The organism is Vibrio sp. JZG10 (assembly GCF_054064075.1).
Genome location: NZ_JBSUGE010000007.1, coordinates 16,759 through 32,833, shown reverse-complemented (window position 1 = coordinate 32,833; position 16,075 = coordinate 16,759). Strand labels below are relative to the sequence as shown.

The 16,075-nt window shown below is 49.4% G+C and carries 22 protein-coding genes; 20 read left to right on the top strand and 2 right to left on the bottom strand.

Annotation, left to right across the window (positions count from 1 at the left end; genetic code table 11):
- Positions 1-251 precede the first annotated feature (251 nt).
- A complete protein-coding gene (locus ACWYVB_RS09915; RefSeq protein WP_268979305.1) occupies positions 252-1,286 on the bottom strand; it encodes a phage portal protein in 1,035 nt (344 codons plus the stop codon).
- Positions 1,283-3,064: a terminase large subunit domain-containing protein gene (locus tag ACWYVB_RS09910; RefSeq protein ID WP_317410337.1), complete on the bottom strand. Its 1,782-nt coding sequence runs from the start codon at positions 3,062-3,064 to the stop codon at positions 1,283-1,285. The genes ACWYVB_RS09915 and ACWYVB_RS09910 overlap by 4 nt, the downstream gene beginning before the upstream one ends.
- A 175-nt stretch (positions 3,065-3,239) precedes the next feature.
- Between ACWYVB_RS09910 and ACWYVB_RS09905 the strand changes: the two genes are divergently transcribed.
- The 20 genes from ACWYVB_RS09905 to ACWYVB_RS09810 all read left to right on the top strand — a co-directional run bounded on the left by ACWYVB_RS09905 (position 3,240) and on the right by ACWYVB_RS09810 (position 16,075).
- Complete coding sequence (locus ACWYVB_RS09905) at positions 3,240-4,175, top strand: GPO family capsid scaffolding protein (protein ID WP_256955315.1); 936 nt, start codon at positions 3,240-3,242, stop codon at positions 4,173-4,175.
- Positions 4,176-5,216: a phage major capsid protein, P2 family gene (locus ACWYVB_RS09900; protein ID WP_264910894.1), complete on the top strand. Its 1,041-nt coding sequence runs from the start codon at positions 4,176-4,178 to the stop codon at positions 5,214-5,216.
- 9 nt (positions 5,217-5,225) lie between these two features.
- The gene (gene gpM, locus ACWYVB_RS09895) at positions 5,226-5,930 is read left to right on the top strand and encodes a phage terminase small subunit (RefSeq protein ID WP_264910895.1); all 705 of its coding nucleotides are present in this window, start codon (positions 5,226-5,228) and stop codon (positions 5,928-5,930) included.
- Positions 5,931-6,039: 109 nt separating this feature from the next.
- Positions 6,040-6,504 (top strand): head completion/stabilization protein, encoded by a 465-nt coding sequence (locus ACWYVB_RS09890; RefSeq protein ID WP_074191622.1) that lies wholly within the window; start codon positions 6,040-6,042, stop codon positions 6,502-6,504.
- Positions 6,501-7,025, top strand: coding sequence for a phage tail protein (locus ACWYVB_RS09885; RefSeq protein ID WP_074191621.1), 525 nt, complete (start codon positions 6,501-6,503; stop codon positions 7,023-7,025). Before ACWYVB_RS09890 ends, ACWYVB_RS09885 begins: the two co-directional genes overlap by 4 nt.
- Positions 7,012-7,389 carry a hypothetical protein gene (locus ACWYVB_RS09880; protein ID WP_074191620.1) on the top strand — a complete coding sequence of 126 codons (378 nt, stop codon included), beginning with the start codon at positions 7,012-7,014 and terminating at the stop codon, positions 7,387-7,389. The genes ACWYVB_RS09885 and ACWYVB_RS09880 overlap by 14 nt, the downstream gene beginning before the upstream one ends.
- On the top strand, positions 7,376-7,714 hold the full coding sequence (locus tag ACWYVB_RS09875; protein WP_074191619.1) for a hypothetical protein: 339 nt from the start codon (positions 7,376-7,378) through the stop codon (positions 7,712-7,714). The genes ACWYVB_RS09880 and ACWYVB_RS09875 overlap by 14 nt, the downstream gene beginning before the upstream one ends.
- 3 nt (positions 7,715-7,717) lie before the next feature.
- A complete protein-coding gene (locus tag ACWYVB_RS09870) occupies positions 7,718-8,827 on the top strand; it encodes a DUF2586 domain-containing protein (RefSeq protein ID WP_256955318.1) in 1,110 nt (369 codons plus the stop codon).
- The gene (locus ACWYVB_RS09865) at positions 8,828-9,283 is read left to right on the top strand and encodes a DUF2597 family protein (protein ID WP_256955319.1); all 456 of its coding nucleotides are present in this window, start codon (positions 8,828-8,830) and stop codon (positions 9,281-9,283) included.
- 12 nt (positions 9,284-9,295) lie between these two features.
- On the top strand, positions 9,296-9,499 hold the full coding sequence (locus ACWYVB_RS09860; RefSeq protein ID WP_374091088.1) for a TraR/DksA C4-type zinc finger protein: 204 nt from the start codon (positions 9,296-9,298) through the stop codon (positions 9,497-9,499).
- A 4-nt stretch (positions 9,500-9,503) separates the two neighbouring features.
- Positions 9,504-9,713 (top strand): HP1 family phage holin, encoded by a 210-nt coding sequence (locus ACWYVB_RS09855; protein WP_074191615.1) that lies wholly within the window; start codon positions 9,504-9,506, stop codon positions 9,711-9,713.
- On the top strand, positions 9,700-10,290 hold the full coding sequence (locus ACWYVB_RS09850; protein ID WP_256955322.1) for a lysozyme: 591 nt from the start codon (positions 9,700-9,702) through the stop codon (positions 10,288-10,290). Before ACWYVB_RS09855 ends, ACWYVB_RS09850 begins: the two co-directional genes overlap by 14 nt.
- Positions 10,265-10,606 carry a hypothetical protein gene (locus ACWYVB_RS09845; RefSeq protein ID WP_256955323.1) on the top strand — a complete coding sequence of 114 codons (342 nt, stop codon included), beginning with the start codon at positions 10,265-10,267 and terminating at the stop codon, positions 10,604-10,606. Before ACWYVB_RS09850 ends, ACWYVB_RS09845 begins: the two co-directional genes overlap by 26 nt.
- Positions 10,515-10,817 (top strand): Rz1-like lysis system protein LysC, encoded by a 303-nt coding sequence (gene lysC / locus ACWYVB_RS09840; RefSeq protein WP_431607711.1) that lies wholly within the window; start codon positions 10,515-10,517, stop codon positions 10,815-10,817. Before ACWYVB_RS09845 ends, lysC begins: the two co-directional genes overlap by 92 nt.
- Positions 10,810-11,073, top strand: a complete 264-nt coding sequence (locus ACWYVB_RS09835; RefSeq protein WP_256955324.1) for a putative phage tail assembly chaperone — start codon at positions 10,810-10,812, stop codon at positions 11,071-11,073. Before lysC ends, ACWYVB_RS09835 begins: the two co-directional genes overlap by 8 nt.
- Positions 11,073-11,252: a DUF6890 family protein gene (locus ACWYVB_RS09830; protein WP_374091105.1), complete on the top strand. Its 180-nt coding sequence runs from the start codon at positions 11,073-11,075 to the stop codon at positions 11,250-11,252. Before ACWYVB_RS09835 ends, ACWYVB_RS09830 begins: the two co-directional genes overlap by 1 nt.
- Before the next feature lie 6 nt (positions 11,253-11,258).
- A complete protein-coding gene (locus ACWYVB_RS09825; RefSeq protein WP_457528844.1) occupies positions 11,259-13,997 on the top strand; it encodes a phage tail tape measure protein in 2,739 nt (912 codons plus the stop codon).
- Positions 13,994-14,320 carry a DUF2590 family protein gene (locus ACWYVB_RS09820; protein ID WP_457528842.1) on the top strand — a complete coding sequence of 109 codons (327 nt, stop codon included), beginning with the start codon at positions 13,994-13,996 and terminating at the stop codon, positions 14,318-14,320. Before ACWYVB_RS09825 ends, ACWYVB_RS09820 begins: the two co-directional genes overlap by 4 nt.
- Positions 14,317-15,501: a baseplate J/gp47 family protein gene (locus ACWYVB_RS09815; protein WP_457528840.1), complete on the top strand. Its 1,185-nt coding sequence runs from the start codon at positions 14,317-14,319 to the stop codon at positions 15,499-15,501. The genes ACWYVB_RS09820 and ACWYVB_RS09815 overlap by 4 nt, the downstream gene beginning before the upstream one ends.
- Entirely contained in the window at positions 15,494-16,075 is a 582-nt protein-coding gene (locus ACWYVB_RS09810) for a phage tail protein (protein ID WP_074191607.1), read from the top strand. The genes ACWYVB_RS09815 and ACWYVB_RS09810 overlap by 8 nt, the downstream gene beginning before the upstream one ends.

Below are 16,075 nucleotides of genomic sequence, written 5' to 3'. Positions count from 1 at the left end.
ATGGCTTATATTGGGTCTGATAAAATTTCAACGATTGAAATTTTTTGAAAGAAATTGAAAAAGCAGAGATGGCGCACTAATTATGGAGGATGATTAAGTGGCTAATTTTAAAGTCTTTTTATATTTTACGTCACGGTTCTAGGTGATCTGAGCGATCAGGTGATGATCTGAAAAAGATCTCTGATCTCTTATGTGACAAGGGCTGAACACCAATTTCAGCCCCATACAGAATTTCAATTTATTGCAGAGGTTTAAGCCACCTCTTGACCAGTACTTAAGTCAAAATCAAAGTGCAAATGCTTAGGAATCTCCGGGTCGGAGTTGATCTCATCCATCATCAGTTTGCACACTGGGATAATCTCATCCTTGGCGTATTCAATGCCGACTTTGATTGGGTCAGGTAAGGTTGCACCAGGTTCTGGCATCATGCCGCCTTTACCACCCGGGAAGCGGTGGCCTACCAGAATATCCTGCGCGGTAATGTTCTTGATTCGTTCGAACTCATCTTTGGTGGCAATATCACCGACAGGGATAAGTTGAATCCCTTTCTCTGCCCCGTTAGGAATGTTCACAAACATACTCTGGAAATTACCCACACCCTTAGAGCTACGAATTGCCTCTTTGAGTTTTTTCTCGTCTTTCTCGCCTAAGTTCGGGTCGGTCGCATAGAAAATGAAGCCCATGTGTGCACCATTCAGGTAGTACTTACGGCGAAACAGGGTTGCTTCTTTGTTGAGTAGCGAACTTTGAATACTTCCCACATAGTCTGCACCACCATAAATCTGTTGCTCTGGGTCGTACTGAGGCAAAAAGATGACATCCTCTTTCTTCAATGTCTTTTGTTCAATTTGGTCATTGTTGCCACGTTGTAAGAAAGCAAAATTGCCGTTCTTGCGCTTGCGAAGAAACATGGTAGGAATCTGCTCTAAGCGAATCACCTTACCAAAGTAGTTACGAACCTTGAGCCAGGCACAGTCACCGAAGGTAAAGTAGTCATGGCAGTTACCTTGGAACTGACGTCGTCGCATGCCGCCACCCTGCACAAAGCGTGCGGTCACATAATTGGCTCGCGCCCGAAGTAGTGAGCCATGGTAAGCATTTGCTCTTGATATTTTGGCGAGTCCACGGCGTGAGATAGGGGGCTCCCAATAATCTTCAAACTCATTGTAAAAAAGCGCGGTGTAATCGGTAAGCCATCGGTTTGGATCTACGGGTTCAGCAACCGGGTCTAAGCTGTATGAGGATTCTTTTTTTGTTTCTGAGTTGTCAATGAGTGTTTCGGTCATGCTGCTAAATCCCAGGTTGATTTGGTTGGGTCACTGTAATCTAAAGGTTCATTAATCACGGCGTGGCTGATCGCCCAGAAAGCATCGGCGTGGCCGGTTAGTTCACTCCGCTCGGCTTTAAATGTCATGTTGCCGCCACTTTTAGTCGGAGCTCGTTTGATGGCCATGAACGCCATTGCGACATCTTTCTCGTCTGCATCAAACTGAATGCGTTTGGCCTCCACGACATCAATCATTTTCATCACCAGGCGGGTTTTATTCTCGTTGCTGTAGTGGATGGCCACTGCTTCTCGTGGAAATTTCTTGTGCAGTAAATCCCACACACCGGCACCAATACCGGTGGTATCAATGCCGATATAAGTCATGTTGTAGCGCTTGGCGATTTTCTCTATCTGCTGAACCTGGTACTGGAAGTTGAGACCGCGCCAATAGTGCTTTTCTAAAATACGGAATTTCTCAACTGCTACGATAGGAGGCGCGACGACCACAAAGCAGCCGTTGTCTCGCGTCCGGGATGGGTCATAGCCGCCCCATACTTCACGGCGACCAAATGGTGAGTCGCTGTCTCGCGTAAAGTCTTGCCAGGTTGAAGCATCAACCATCGCTTTTTCAAGATCAGAGAACTTAAACACCGCATTGGCGCCATCAACAAACACGCACATAAACAAGTTGTCGAAGTCGTCTTTGCTGTATTCGTCGCGGAGTTCATCAATATCGAAAAGGTCACAGCCACCGGCGGCGGCATCCTCAATCGTAACAACGTAACGCCATTGTTTATCGGGGCATAACCGCCCACCGTCACGGTATTCGTCAAAACGAGGAAACTCAATCTTTGAACGGTTGCTGTCGTTACCTTTCCAAAGTTCCCCCGTCCAAAATGGGTAAGCTTGATGCGTTTTTGATGATGGTGTTGAGAAGTACGTTTTACGCCACTTTTTATGCGTGGCCATTGCCGAGGCCAGCTTGTTTAACTTGGCAAAATCACGTATCCAGAAATACTCATCAATATAAACGTGGCCATGATAACTCTGAGCGGTATTCGAGTTGGTAGACAAGAAATGCAGCTCTGCGCCATTTGGCAACATCATTGGATTACCTTTGAGCTCGATGTCTAAGAACTCACGGGCAATAGCGATGATGTAGCGGCGGAATACTTCAGACTGGGCCCGGGATGCTGAAAGGAAAATCTGATTGTCGCCAGTCAGTACCGCATTCTCCAGGGCTTCGCCACTAAAGTAATATGTAGCGCCAATCTGGCGGGATTTGAGAATATTGCGTGTTCGCTGATGCAGGTTATCGCGCATCACATGCTGGTAGCCAAACAACGATTCATGCCACAGCTTAAAGCTTTTCTCTGTTATGGCTTCAAACGCCGCTGCTTTCTTACTTTCAGACTTGGTTTTCTTCTTACCTGGCTTGCGTGAGCTTTCAACTGCTTTAGGTTTTTCTTTGCCATCTGGCTGAGTATCACTTGCAGGCTCGCCAGAATTACCGGCTGCGCGAAGCTTTTTGAGTTTGGTGTGATGGTTGATGAGCATGTCCAGCATTTTGAGCTGGGCAGGTGTCGGTTCCTCCTTTTCCATTAGAACTTCAATTCTGCGCGCCATCGATTCATCAATAGTTTGCTCGCGCAGCATATCCCGCCAACCATACTTGTCAGCCCAGTAATAGATTATTCGATTACTGTTGATGCCAAGTTCGTCAGCGATTTCTTGAGGTGTCCAGGCCTTTAGATAAAGCGCCCGGGCAGCATGTCGGGTTTCAGGGGAATAAGCCATAAGCGAATCATACGCCCTGAAAACTTGCAAATGACTAACATAAATTCGGATAAATTCGGATATGGGCTAAATCCGAATTGTTAGGAAATGAAGTGGCTGAAAGGACTTAGTCAAAGGCGTATCGTTTGCCGTAACCAAGACATTGACTGACATTTTTGACTAGGTAGATACGTAAATGGCGAAAACCAGTGACTGGAAAATTGTAGCAACTGAGGGAGCAACCGTTGATGGCCGCACCATTACTGCTACATGGATTAAAGACATGGCGGAAACCTATTCCCATGACTTAACCACTGCGCTGATTTGGCCAGAGCATTACAAAGGCGATACCCCCTGGGGACCATATGAAGGCAAAAACTGGGGTGTGGTTGAAGAGCTAAAAGCAGAGAAACGGGCAGGTAAATTGCGCCTATTTGCGCGATTAACGCCGAATCATTACCTATTGGCTGCGAACAAAGACGGTCAGAAGCTTTTCACCTCTATAGAGCCGGACCCGGATTACTGCGGTAATGGTCGTTGCTACCTGCGTGGTATTGGTGTCACGGATAAACCGGCTAGTACAGGAACCACTCGTCTTAAATTCTCAGACCAATCCGGCAAAGAGGTTGAACGTGAAGTGTCACAGCTAGAAGAGCTGGATTTTTCAGAGTGTCAGCCTAAAGCCAACCCTCTCAGCAACTTCTTTTCTGCATTGGCAAACCTCGCCTTGCATGGAGAGCTTACAACCGGCTCTCAACCAATTGAATCAACTCTCATTGAGGATGATGAACCCATGAACCAAGAGCAGTTCACTCAAATGATGTCAAAACTAGATGGCATCGAATCCAAACAGACTGAACTTGAGCAGCAACAGAAGCAATTCTCTGAACAGCTTAACCAAGGTCAAGATGGCAGTGGCGAAGAGCAAACACCGCCAGTACAGCAAAGCCAAACTGTTGTACCAGAGTCAGGTCTTTCGGCTGAACAATTTAGTCAGCTAATCGGCAAGATTGACAACATCGTAACTCAACAAAATTCGCTAGATGCTCAGTTCAAAGCACTGAAGCAGGAAGCGCCGAACCAAGAACTTGGCCAAGGTGACACGGGTGAATCGCTAATGGAGGCTGTGTAAATGCTGAATGCTATTTCAACCCAGTACCTACAAGAATATAACGCGGCCATTGCATCGAGTGCTGGCGTCGACGATGCCTCAAAGCAGTTCAGCATTACACCGGTAATGGAAACCAAACTGCAGCAAGCGATCGTCGAATCGGATGCATTTCTTGGCAAAATCTCCAATATCCTCGTTGACCAAATTAAAGGCCAGGTGATCGATGTCGGTGACAGTGGCCTAACGACTGGTCGTGTTAAAGATGGTCGCTTTAGCGCATCGCTGGACCAAGGCGGCAACACCTATGAGCTGGTAGAAACAGACTCAGGTGCACACATTAACTGGATTACCTTAACCATTTGGGCGAACTCTGGCTCAAAAGGGGAATGGGTTAAGTTAATGAACAACGCGATCACGCGCAGCTTCGCTCTGGATAAGCTTCGCATCGGTTTCCACGGCATTGACGCATCAGCAGTAACAACAGACCCAAGTACGAAACCCATGGGGCAGGATGTCAACAAGGGCTGGCTACAAATCGTTAAAGAGAAAGCGCCAGATCAAGTTAATCCAGCGGCACAACTGGATGCCGCCGGAGCCACTAAGGGCGCATATAAAAATCTGGATTCATTGGTTAATGATTTGGTGAACACCACCATTCATGAAGTTCATGTCGATGATCCTGACCTTGTCGTATTGGTTGGCCGTAACCTTGTCGCAGCAGAGCAGCACCGTTTGTTGGAAGCGGCAGAGGTACCAACGGAGCACAAAGCAGCGCAGCAATTAGCGAAGACCATTGCCGGTAAAAAAGCGTATATCCCACCATTTTTCCCATCAAACATGGTGTGGGTAACAAACCTGAAGAACCTGCAGATCCTGACCCAAAAAGGTACGCAATGGCGTAAGTCTCGCAATGAAGAAGATCGTAAACGCTTTGAAACCTCCTACTTGCGTATGGAAGGGTACGCGGTCGGTAATCTTCATAAGTTCGCAGCCATTGAGAATGTTGAAATTGTCGATGCTGCAGCACCTGAAACAGTCGATACTACAGAACCCCAAGCGTAGTAGATAACCATGCTTAGTCCCCTTGCACGACAACGCCAGCAAGCCAAGCAACAACGCGCAACGGCTACCCATTCGGTGGTGGCGGTTGCCAGTCAGAGTCTACATGTGTTGCTTGCTGAACTAGAGAACGATGAACGAGCGCTCAAAGGCCTTGCTCGTATTGATGAAAAAGTGGAACACAAACGTTCGGTACTTATCCCCAAATACAAACCCCATGTGGAAGAGTATTTAGCTAAAGGGGAAAACTACCGCAATCCACTTCTCGGCAAAATGGTGATCTGGCTATTCGATACCGAAGACCTGGAAACCGCCATTGCCTGGTGTGATAAAGCGATTGAGCAAGGGCTAGAAACGGGCTTTAAAAGAGACTTCGCCCATTTCTGCGCAGACAGCACCTTAGCCTGGGCAGAGAAAATGGCGGCAAATGGTCACTCCATCGAGCCCTATTTCAGCCAGGTGTTTGAAAAAGTGCGCACCAAGTGGCGATTGAAAGAAAAACCAACGGCCAAGTGGTTTAAGTTTGCGGGCCTTCACCTGCTGCGCAACAGCAATGGCGTACCACGCCCAGCGGCCGTCGGTGATCTCGAAACGCTTAACCAGTCATTGGCACTACTGATCGAGGCCAACAACCAATACGACAAAATTGGCGTTGGCGACAAGATAAACCGAGTTAGAGCACGCATCAGCGCTTTGACCACAGGTAAGAACCTGTAAAGGCTCCTACACCCACCGGACTTCGGCTGGCGAGGTTGAAATAACACTTAGTGTCGATTTCTAACCGTCGACCCAGTGGGCAGAAGTCCACCAATTAAGGACTAGTTCAATGTTTGATGGCAAATCGTCACAAAGTTACCAAAGCACCGAGATCGAGAACGATGGATTTTGGCCAAACCTCAACGTAGGTGACTTTGAAAAGCGTCGTGGCATCCCATCAAATTTTGATTCGGAAGCTGTGGCATTGGCGCTGGCCGCCGCAGTAAGTCAAATCAACATTGAGCTGGCCTCGATGAAAGCAGGCTACGAGGCCGAAGGTATTACCAAAGCTGAAGAGATACCGGGATTGCCAAAGGTATTGGGCAAAAACAACATCATCGTACTGTATGAAAAAGCGGTATTTGCCAGAGCCAAAGCAGACATGGTTTCAGAGTTCGCCACTGTATCGACCAAAGAAGCCGGTGATCGAGTGGCAGAAAGTGAGCGGGATATCACAGAGCGCTTACTTGCAGAGAGCCAGCAGCATATCCGGGCCATCAGTGGTAATACGCGTTGTGGAGTAGAACTGTTATGACAGAACCACTCAACCAGTACCAGGCGGGCTTTATGCTACAAGGGCTTAACCAGCACTTAAGTAGCACTATTGATGAACGTTTGCACAAGCATTTTGAATGTTGGATGGAAGACATTCAGCTTAAGTTTGCTCCCAAAAACCAAGGGTTGGGCCGTGACATCGGCTGGATGGAATACACCGCTGTATTCAGTTTTGAGCGGTTTCCATTTAAGAAGCAAAACCCTGCCGCGGTAATGGCAAACACTTTGGCGTGGTTGGATGACAACGACGAATTTAGAGAGAAATTTGACCTGGCGGATCCAAGCTTTGACATCGAACCAGAAAGCGACAGCACAGTGGTTATGACTCTTGAGGTCGATATGACTGAGCCGCTGATGCTCGTCGAAGACCCAGACGGTGATATTTACTGGGATGGCAAGCGCTGGAAGAACGCTCCTTATGAGATTTGGTGTGCTGAGCATATTGATGTGATTAACGCCAATAACCCAGCCAGTCCGGTAACGGTCGATGATCAAAATTAGCGTGGATAAGCAGTCAGAGCTGGGCGTACTTGATTCGTTGAAAGCCATGACATTGCCGCCAAAGCGCAGAAAGCGATTATTGCAAGCAGCGGCAAAAGGCTCTGTGCAGACTTCGCGACAAAACCAGCGGAGCCAAAAAACACCCCTGGGCAGAAACTGGAGAAAGCGATCGGGTACCAGCCGCAAGAAAATGCAAGTTCGCTTAGCCAGGCTGTTAACTGTCACTGGTAATGATGGCAATACCGCTGTGATCGGCTGGCGCAAAAGTGCCACTGCGAGAGTGGCAGCAAAGCAACACTATGGCCATCGTCAGCGGCATACCAGAGCCGCAGCAATAAAGGCACTGCGACATGGCAAAAAATAAAAGCCGGTTGCAACAGGCTTTAAAGGAAATTGGCGGTGGGCACGGTGGCGCAACCAGGGCTCAAGCCAAGGCTTTAAAAGATGAGGGTTTTCGTGTCTTTGCCAGGCGTATCAACCCGAATGCCCCAATTGGCAAGCTTCGCAAACCAAGCATGAGGTGGATACAGAATAACCTCAGCCAAGAACAAGCCGGGCTAATTCTTCGCCAGATGCGCGGCGCACCGAAAGAGTCCTGGGAAACCGTGTTACCTGCTCGGCCGTTTACTCAGGTAGACAAAAAGAAAGCGCGAGCGGCACTTCGCAAAGAACTTAAAAGAGGAAGATAACCAATGGCATGGCCAATTATCAACGTAAAAGCTCTTAACCAATTACAGGGGCCAGTGACTGAAGTTGAGCGTCACTTCCTCTTTCTCGGTACGGGCACCAAGAATGCAGGCAAGTTGTTGTCTGTGAATACGCAAACTGACTTTGGCGAACTGTTAGACGATGGTGTGCTTAAAGACAATTTGCAGGCCGCCATGGTGAACGCCGGGCAGAACTGGTCAGCAGGGGTTTACGTTCTTACGGCGCCGGAAGACTGGACCCAGGCGGTAAAAGATGCGCAACAAACACAAAGCTTTGAAGCTGTGGTGCATACCGTTCCTACCACTGACAAAGCGGCGGTGACTGCAGCGCAGGAACTCTACCATGAACTGATTGCTAAGTATGGTCGCTGGACATTCATGATGTTGGCTCTGCCTGGTATTGATAAGCAGACCGAAACATGGTCGGACTATGAGGCATCAATGGTCGCGGTTCAAGATACCTTGGCTGCAGATGGCGTCATGCTGGTTCCCGAAGTGCTACCACAAGCGATTGGCAAGTTGGCGGGTCGTCTGTGTAACCGGGCAGCATCGGTGGCTGATACCCCAATGCGGGTGAAAACCGGTGCATTGGTTGGGGATGTGACCAAGCCAGTTGACATGAATGGTGTCGAGCTCTCTACCGCAACACTACAAACTCTGGAGCAAAACCGTCTTTCGGTTCCTGCCTGGTTCCCGGACTTCGACGGCATCTATTGGGCTGATGGTCGCATGCTCGATGTCGAGGGCGGTGACTTCCAGGTGGTCGAGAACCGTCGAGTGATTGACAAAATTGCCCGCCGGGTTCGTTTGATCGCAATTGCTGACATCGGTGACCGTTCGTTCAATAGTACGCCAGCAAGCACTGCTCGCGCCAAAATGCGCTACACAAGGCCAATGCGTGAAATGGCGAAGAGTACAACGATTGGACAAGTCGTTATTCCGGGTGAAATCGAAAGCCCGAAAGAAGGTGCCATTGCCATCACCTGGAAAACGAAAAACACAGTCGAGATTTATATGACGGCTACGCCGCTCGACTGTCCGAAATCCATCACAGCAGGTCTTATGTTAGATCTGAGCAGTCCGGAGGCCGCGTAAATGGGAAAACGAATTTCAGGTATGAGCTTTGATGTCGATATTCACGGCAGCTTAATTCACGTAGAAAAAGCCACAGTCTCAATTACCGATGATAGCCAGGCTGCGCAAACACGTGGCGTGCCGGACGACTTCACCGATGGTGCGGTCAGTGCAGACGTTGAATACGAACTGGATACCAAAAACTTCAAGTTGTTGGTCGAAGCGGCAAAAGCGGCGGGTAGCTGGCGTGGCATAGAGCCGCATGATTGCCTGTTTTACGCCAATACCGGTGGTGAAGAGTTAGAAATCAAAGTGCATGGCGTCAAGTTGATGATTGATAGCTTGCTGGATATCGACCCAAGTTCGTCGGATAAGTCTAAGCACAAAATCAAAGGTGTTGTGACCAGTCCGGACTTTATCCATATCGATGGTGTGCCGTACCTCAGTGCGGAAGACACCCGCGATCTAATCGGTTAATAGGGAGGCGCGATGGATGTGTTTGATCGCGCCAGTGCGCTCGAAGCCAAACAGACCCAAATGGCACTGGCCAACCATATGGCACAAAAGACCAAAGGGGTGGACCAGGAGAGTGCCAAAGAGTGCATTGAATGTGACGCGGCTATTCCCGAGGGAAGACGCCAGGCGATAAAGGGTTGTCAGTTATGCGTCAACTGTCAGGCGAAGAAGGAATAGCAGAATGAAAGACTGGTTCGACAAAATAACCAGTGGCATTGCTTACTTCATGTCGTTAGCAGGAATGACAATCAGCAAACTGACGTTTGAGCAGTGGTACTTCATCTTGTCGTTGTTGATTGGCCTAGCGGCGTTGGGCCTGAACTACTGGCACAAACGGGCGATGCAACGAATCGCCGCAGCAAAAGGAGTCGCCATCAATGAAATTGAGTAAGCGAATTATATGTTCAGTCGCTGCGGTGATCGGTCTGGTGACTGGCGGAGCGACGTTGCATGGCTCGAACCTGACTCAACCCGTTGGTCAGGTGGTGATCGCCGATCAACCATTAGGTCAGCTGAGAATCAGCCCCAAAGGGCTAGAAATTATCGGCAATGCAGAAGGTTGTCGGCAGAACCCTTATACCTGCCCCGGAGGCGTGTTAACCAACGGCATTGGTAATACTCATGGCGTACCCGGTACCCCGGTCACCCTTGAGCAAGTTGCCATTGACTGGGTTAAGAACATCCAGGAAGCCGAGCGATGTGTGATGGCGGCAGAAAGCATCTCTGGCAAATCCATGTCTGCCGGGCAGTTTGATGCGTTTACGTCCTTCGTTTTTAACTTTGGCTGCAGCAAATTTCGCAAAAATAGAGATGGTTCCGATACGCGTATCTACCGGGCGATAAAACAAGGTCGTTACACGCAAGCCTGTGGACATATCACCGAGTGGGTGAAGAGCCAGGGCGTGGTGTTGGAAGGCTTGGTAACTCGTCGGGGGATTGAGCGTGAACGGTGCATGGAAGTGGATTAAGTGGTTACTGGTTGCTGTTGTGGGGGTAGCAATGATGTCGACGTGGTTAATGCTTAAAGCCAGCAAAGCTGAGCAAGTTGCGCTGAGAGCTCGGTTAGAAGCGGTAAAGCAAGCGAATCAAACCAGCCAGTTAACCATTCAGACTCTGCAGAGTGACCAGGTACACATGAACCAGCTACTCGTGCAGCGGGTTCAAACAGAGCAACAAACACAAAGGCAACTCAATGAGCAAGTGGCAGAACTTACCCAGAAAATGGCAAACATTGAATGTCATATTCCTTCTGATGTTACTGACAGCTTGCGCGAGCCCTATTGAGCCGGTTCGAACCGAGCTGATCATAAAACTGCCGCCACCCGGACTTATCGTTCCGTGTGACAAACCCAAGGTTGAAGGGACGTGGCCAGAGGTCGTGACAGAAGACATACCCAAGCTGAAAGCGGCACTTAAACCGTGTGCCCAACAGGCTATCGATTATTTAAATTGGCGTGCAAAGCACGAACAACCAAAGGAAAGTCAAAATGACTAAACAAGTTATCACCTTAGTGGCTAATGGCACAGAAATTCGTTTTGCGCCAACGCTTGAAGCATTCAACAAACTTACTAATGAAACTACCCCGTTCGACAAAGTTGCTCCGGCAACCAACTATCTGCGCCGCATCGTGCATAAAGATGACAAGCCAGCGCTGGATGAAGTGCTGTCTAAACCGGGGGCCGTCATGCAGCTTGCCGGTGCCGTGAATAACGAGTTCCAAGGTGATCTTGAGATCGAAGTAAAAAACTAATCCGTCACGCCAAAGCGATTGAAGACAATGAACTAGAGCAGGTATTCGCCCTTAAAGCGCATTACCTGCCTCACGAACCCAATACCACAGAGAACTATGCCCGGGCCTTGTGGCTCGCAAAGCACCAAGCGCAAACCGTGGCAAACGGCATTGCAAAAGCCTTTTCATCTGGAGATTGATCATTAATGACTTCCGTAGATAAATTGATGATGCAAATCGGGTTGCAGGACTACGCAACCAAGCCCCTTAAGGGCATCCAGAAAACCGTGACTCAAACGGCAGATGTCAGCCGCCAGTCATGGGAACAGATGGCTGGCGGTGCGGCCAGTGCTCTTGGTTCTGGGTTTGCTATCAAACAAGCCTTGATGCCGGCCATCGAAATGGACCGGGTACTCGGTGAAGTAAAATCGCTTGGCGTGATTGATGCCGACCTTAACACCCTTCAACAAACCGCTTTAGCATTCTCTTCTGCTTACGGCAAATCAGCCACTGAAGTTGTCGGCGCCGCTTATGACATAAAATCCGCCATGGGCGATATGTCTGGCGCTGATTTGGCTGGAGTAACCGAAAGCTCGGCCATTCTTGCTGCCGCCACCAAAGCCGATACCGCCACCATCACCAGCTACATGGGCACCTTGTACTCCGTATACCAGGAGAACGCGGACGCGATGGGCAAAGATAATTGGGCCGAACGTGTTGCTGGCATGACGGCCAAATCTGTTGAGAAGTTTAAAACCACCGGCCAAGGCATGTCGGATGCTTTCAGAGGTGTCGGTTCACTGGCGAAAACTCACGGCATTGAGATGCAAAACCAAATGGCGATATTGGGAATGCTGCAAGGTTCAATGTCTGGCTCTGAGGCGGGTACCAAATACAAAGCTTTCCTCAACGGAGCGGTTAAAGCGCAGGATAAACTTGGCCTGAGCTTTACTGATACCAACGGCAAGCTGCTCCCGATGTATGACATTCTGTCGGCTATCAAGGGAGAGTTTGGTGATCTGGATTCGACAGAAATCAGTCAGCTAAAAACGGCATTTGGCTCTGATGAAGCGGTTATGGTGGTGACAGACCTTATCGGTAAAACGAATGCCCTGAAAGCAAATATCACCGACTTGTCTGGCGCAGCGAATCTGGATGTGGCCAAAAACATGGCAGGAGCCATGACCGACCAATGGGAACGACTGGAATCCAGTTGGTATGCCATCCGCGCCGGGGCATTTGGCCTTATTTTACCTGCCATTAATAGCGTGGCCGGTGCCATGGCTGACGGCCTGACAACGCTACTTGGATACACACAAGAGTACCCAACCTTAACCAGTTACGCGGGTTATCTGGCATTAGCCATCGCTGGCGGTGCGGGTGTGATCGGGGTGTACAACCTGACTCTGGGAGCAAGCAAGCTGGCCATGAACGCTCTGAGGGCTCCAATGCTCTTCACCAAAGTCAGCGTTCTTAGCCTAAACGGAGCGTACACCAAAGCAAAATGGTCCATGTGGGCATTTAACTATTCAATGTTAAAGCAAGGCGTTTACGCGAAAAATGCTTCTCTCGCCTCTAAAGCCTATGCCGTATCCACGTTCCTGGTTGATAAAGCACTGATGGCTGCATCTGGAGGGTTCAAGGCTTTTGGGCTTGCTGCACTTAAAAGTGCCATATTGATGATGGCTAACCCGATTTTCTGGATACCAGCGGCGATCGCCGCGGTTGGAGTGGCTACCTATGCGCTGATCTCTAATTGGGATGCGATGGTCACAGCACTCAGTGATTGGTGGTTGTTCGAACAAATTGGCAAAGGTTTTGATTTTATCGTTGGCATGTGGAACAGCGCAGTAGATAACATCTTAAGCAACCCGTTTGTTCAATACCTATCTTCTGAGTTTGAGTGGATGTTTGCCCGGGCTTCGAGTGTATTCCAGGGTATTGCCTTAGCTGGCCAAGGAGCATGGAAAATACTAAGTGCCAGCGTTCAGTGGCTGCTGACACCGCTAACGGTAACATGGACGGCATTTAAGGGCTTCTTCACTTTGTTAAAAGATGGCCCGGCCGCAGCGATGCAGGTATGGGGCACGGTACCTGACCACTTTACTGCTATCTGGCAAAGTGTCACTGCTGGCTTCGGTATGGTCTATGACGGCATTGCGCTGTTTATCACCTCCGTACTTGATGTCCTGAAAAGCCCGTTCAACCTAGTCGGTGATGGCATTGATTGGTTGATTGATAAAATTAACCTGATCCCGGGTATTAATATTGGCAGTGAAGTTGAGCAGCCAATTGTGCCGGAAGTCTCAGCGCAAAAAGCGGATTACCTGTTGGGTAACTACCGACAGTCGCTATCAACGTACAGCTACAATACTCAGCCAGGCCAACAAAGCGCGATCGAGTATCAAACCCAGATAGAGCAACTTAAGCAGCTACCGACTTATCAAAGTACGGTGCAGTATCAAGCGTATGCAGAGCAGCCCGCAGTCACACCATTAGATGGCAGCATCAATTACAACGCTCAACTGCCTAAAACCGTATTGCCAGAAGTGGGGCAGCCAAGCCCTATTGAGTACAAGGCACAACTGCAAACGCTCTCAAGTTTGCCGGAGTACCAGTCAGCAGCTCAATACAAAGCAGAGTTTGCAGCGGCAACAGCGCCAGTGCTGGACGGGTCGGTCAATTATGCGGCCAACATGCCGAGCATTGACCCGGATGTGATTGACTTCCAGGAGCGCAGTGAACAAATCACACGCCCAATCTCCGACTACTTAAACGGCGACATCAAACAACGTCAATCGGTGGCGAACTACATCACCCAATCGGGTAGCAACGGCTACACCGATAACAGCAAAAACATGCACACCGGTGACATTGTGATCAAACAAGAACAGCCATTTACTCCGGAACAACTGGCTGAATGGCAGGAGTTAGCGACACCATGAGTGAGCAATACATCGATTTGTTGGTGTCTGAGGGCGGTATTGATTTTGATGCCGGTCAGCAACCCTTCTACACCAATAACCGCAACAGCATCGCCCAAGATATTAAGCACGCCATATTAGAAAGCGGGTTGTTGCGAGAGATGCAGGCAGAACGCAACCGGGCATTAAGAGCCGATGTATTAACCCAGATTGAGATGCTGGTTGAAGACGATGAACGCATAGTGCCAGGTACCGCAGAAGTCACCGAACAAACGGCAGAGAAAATCTGGATATTCGCTGAAACCGAAGACTACGGCCCAATCAATTATGGAGTCGCAATATGAGTAACCGACCAAACATTGACTTTAAGCAGCTCATCGCTGATGAGGGCATACCGACCACCGAAGAAGCTATTGCGGTAGAGCTGGAAAAAGAAGTGGTCGCAGCGGGAAGCAAGGTGTCTAACGACAGCCGTATGTCGCCGTTCTGGCGCCTGGTCAAGGCCATTGTGATCACGCCGACCTTATGGCTGATTGATTCACTCTTAGCAAAGCATGTCCTGCCGAATGCTTTTGCTGCAACGGCTAAAGGTATCTATGTTGACCTCAAAGCCTGGGAGGTTGATTTAGAACGTAAAAAAGCCACCAAGACACGTGGAGTGGTCGAGTTCTTCAAAGAAGCACCGGCGAACCCAGTGCTCATCCCATCAGGGACGGTCATTGAGACCACACAGATAGATGGAAAAATCTATCGGTTGATGGTGGAGAGTGATGTGCTAATTGCGGAGAACGAACCAAGCGGTTATGTCGTTTGTGAAGCCGAGGAACCTGGCGAGGGTTACAACCTGCCTGCAGGGTACTACTCCATTTTGCCCGTTGGTGTCTCTGGTATTACCCACGCGGTCAACCAGGCGGACTGGATCACCACCTATGGCAGCGATGTTGAGGAAGATGAGGATCTGGCCTTACGCACCCGCAATCAATTTAGCGTGGTAGGCCGCTACCACATTGATGCAATTTACCGCTCGATGCTGGCCAGTGTCGCAGGCATTCGAAGTGACCAAATCTATTTTGAGCATGATGCGCCGCGTGGCCCGGGAACCGCAAATGCTTACATTCTGATGGATGTCGGTTTAACCCCGTCACATCTGTTGGATCAGCTTAACAGCTACGTCATGAGCGAAGGAAACCATGGTCATGGTGATGATTTGTTGGTGCTCTCGGTACCAGATACCCATCACACCGTAACCGCAACGATCGCGGCAAAGCCGAATGTCGGGGAGACGCGCAAAGCGCAAATGCAGGCGGAAATTGAGCATATGATCCGGGCTGCCTTTCGGGAGTCTGACTCCTACAAAGCGGTGACACGAACCTATCCGGTCAGCCGATTCTCTTTCTCTCAGCTGGCAACCGAGATCCACAACCTGCTTAGTGAAGACTTACTGAGCCTGCGTTTTGACAATGCTGATATTGAAAGTCAGCTAGAAGTACCCCGGCTTACCGATGTGGTGGTGAAATATGGTTGATCACAATAAGCAAGCGCCAGAATTGCCCCAACATCAGGCGCCTTGGTGGATGGATGGCAAAACCATCGCTGAAGAACTGAAAGAGCCGTATTTCCTTGCTAATGGTGTGATGAGCTTTTGGCAGCGGGTGAGAGTCTGGTTGTTGTTTCCATTGCTACAGCTCGACCCGCTGATCTGCAATGAAAAACTGCTCAGGTTACTGGCATGGGATAGAGACATTGCGCGCTTTAAAGATGAGCCGCTCGTGCTATTTCGTAAGCGGGTGAAGTACGCGTTTGTTAATGCCCGGGATGCGGGAGAAAAAAACGGCTTCATTCGAATATTTCAGCGTCTGGGTATCGGTCAGATTGAAATTGATGAACGCGTACCGGGGCGCGAGTGGGACATCATCACTTTGCGTTTGAGTGACAGCCAGTTGTCTGACAACGCGAAGTTACTGGAAGTCTTACTGCAGCACTATGGCCGTACCTGTCGCCGCTACGAATATCAAATTATCACGCCGACCGAACTTGAGCTGAATACAGCCCCGTTAGATTGGGAGCATCAGTGCAATGTCGCTGTGTTAGAGGAATAA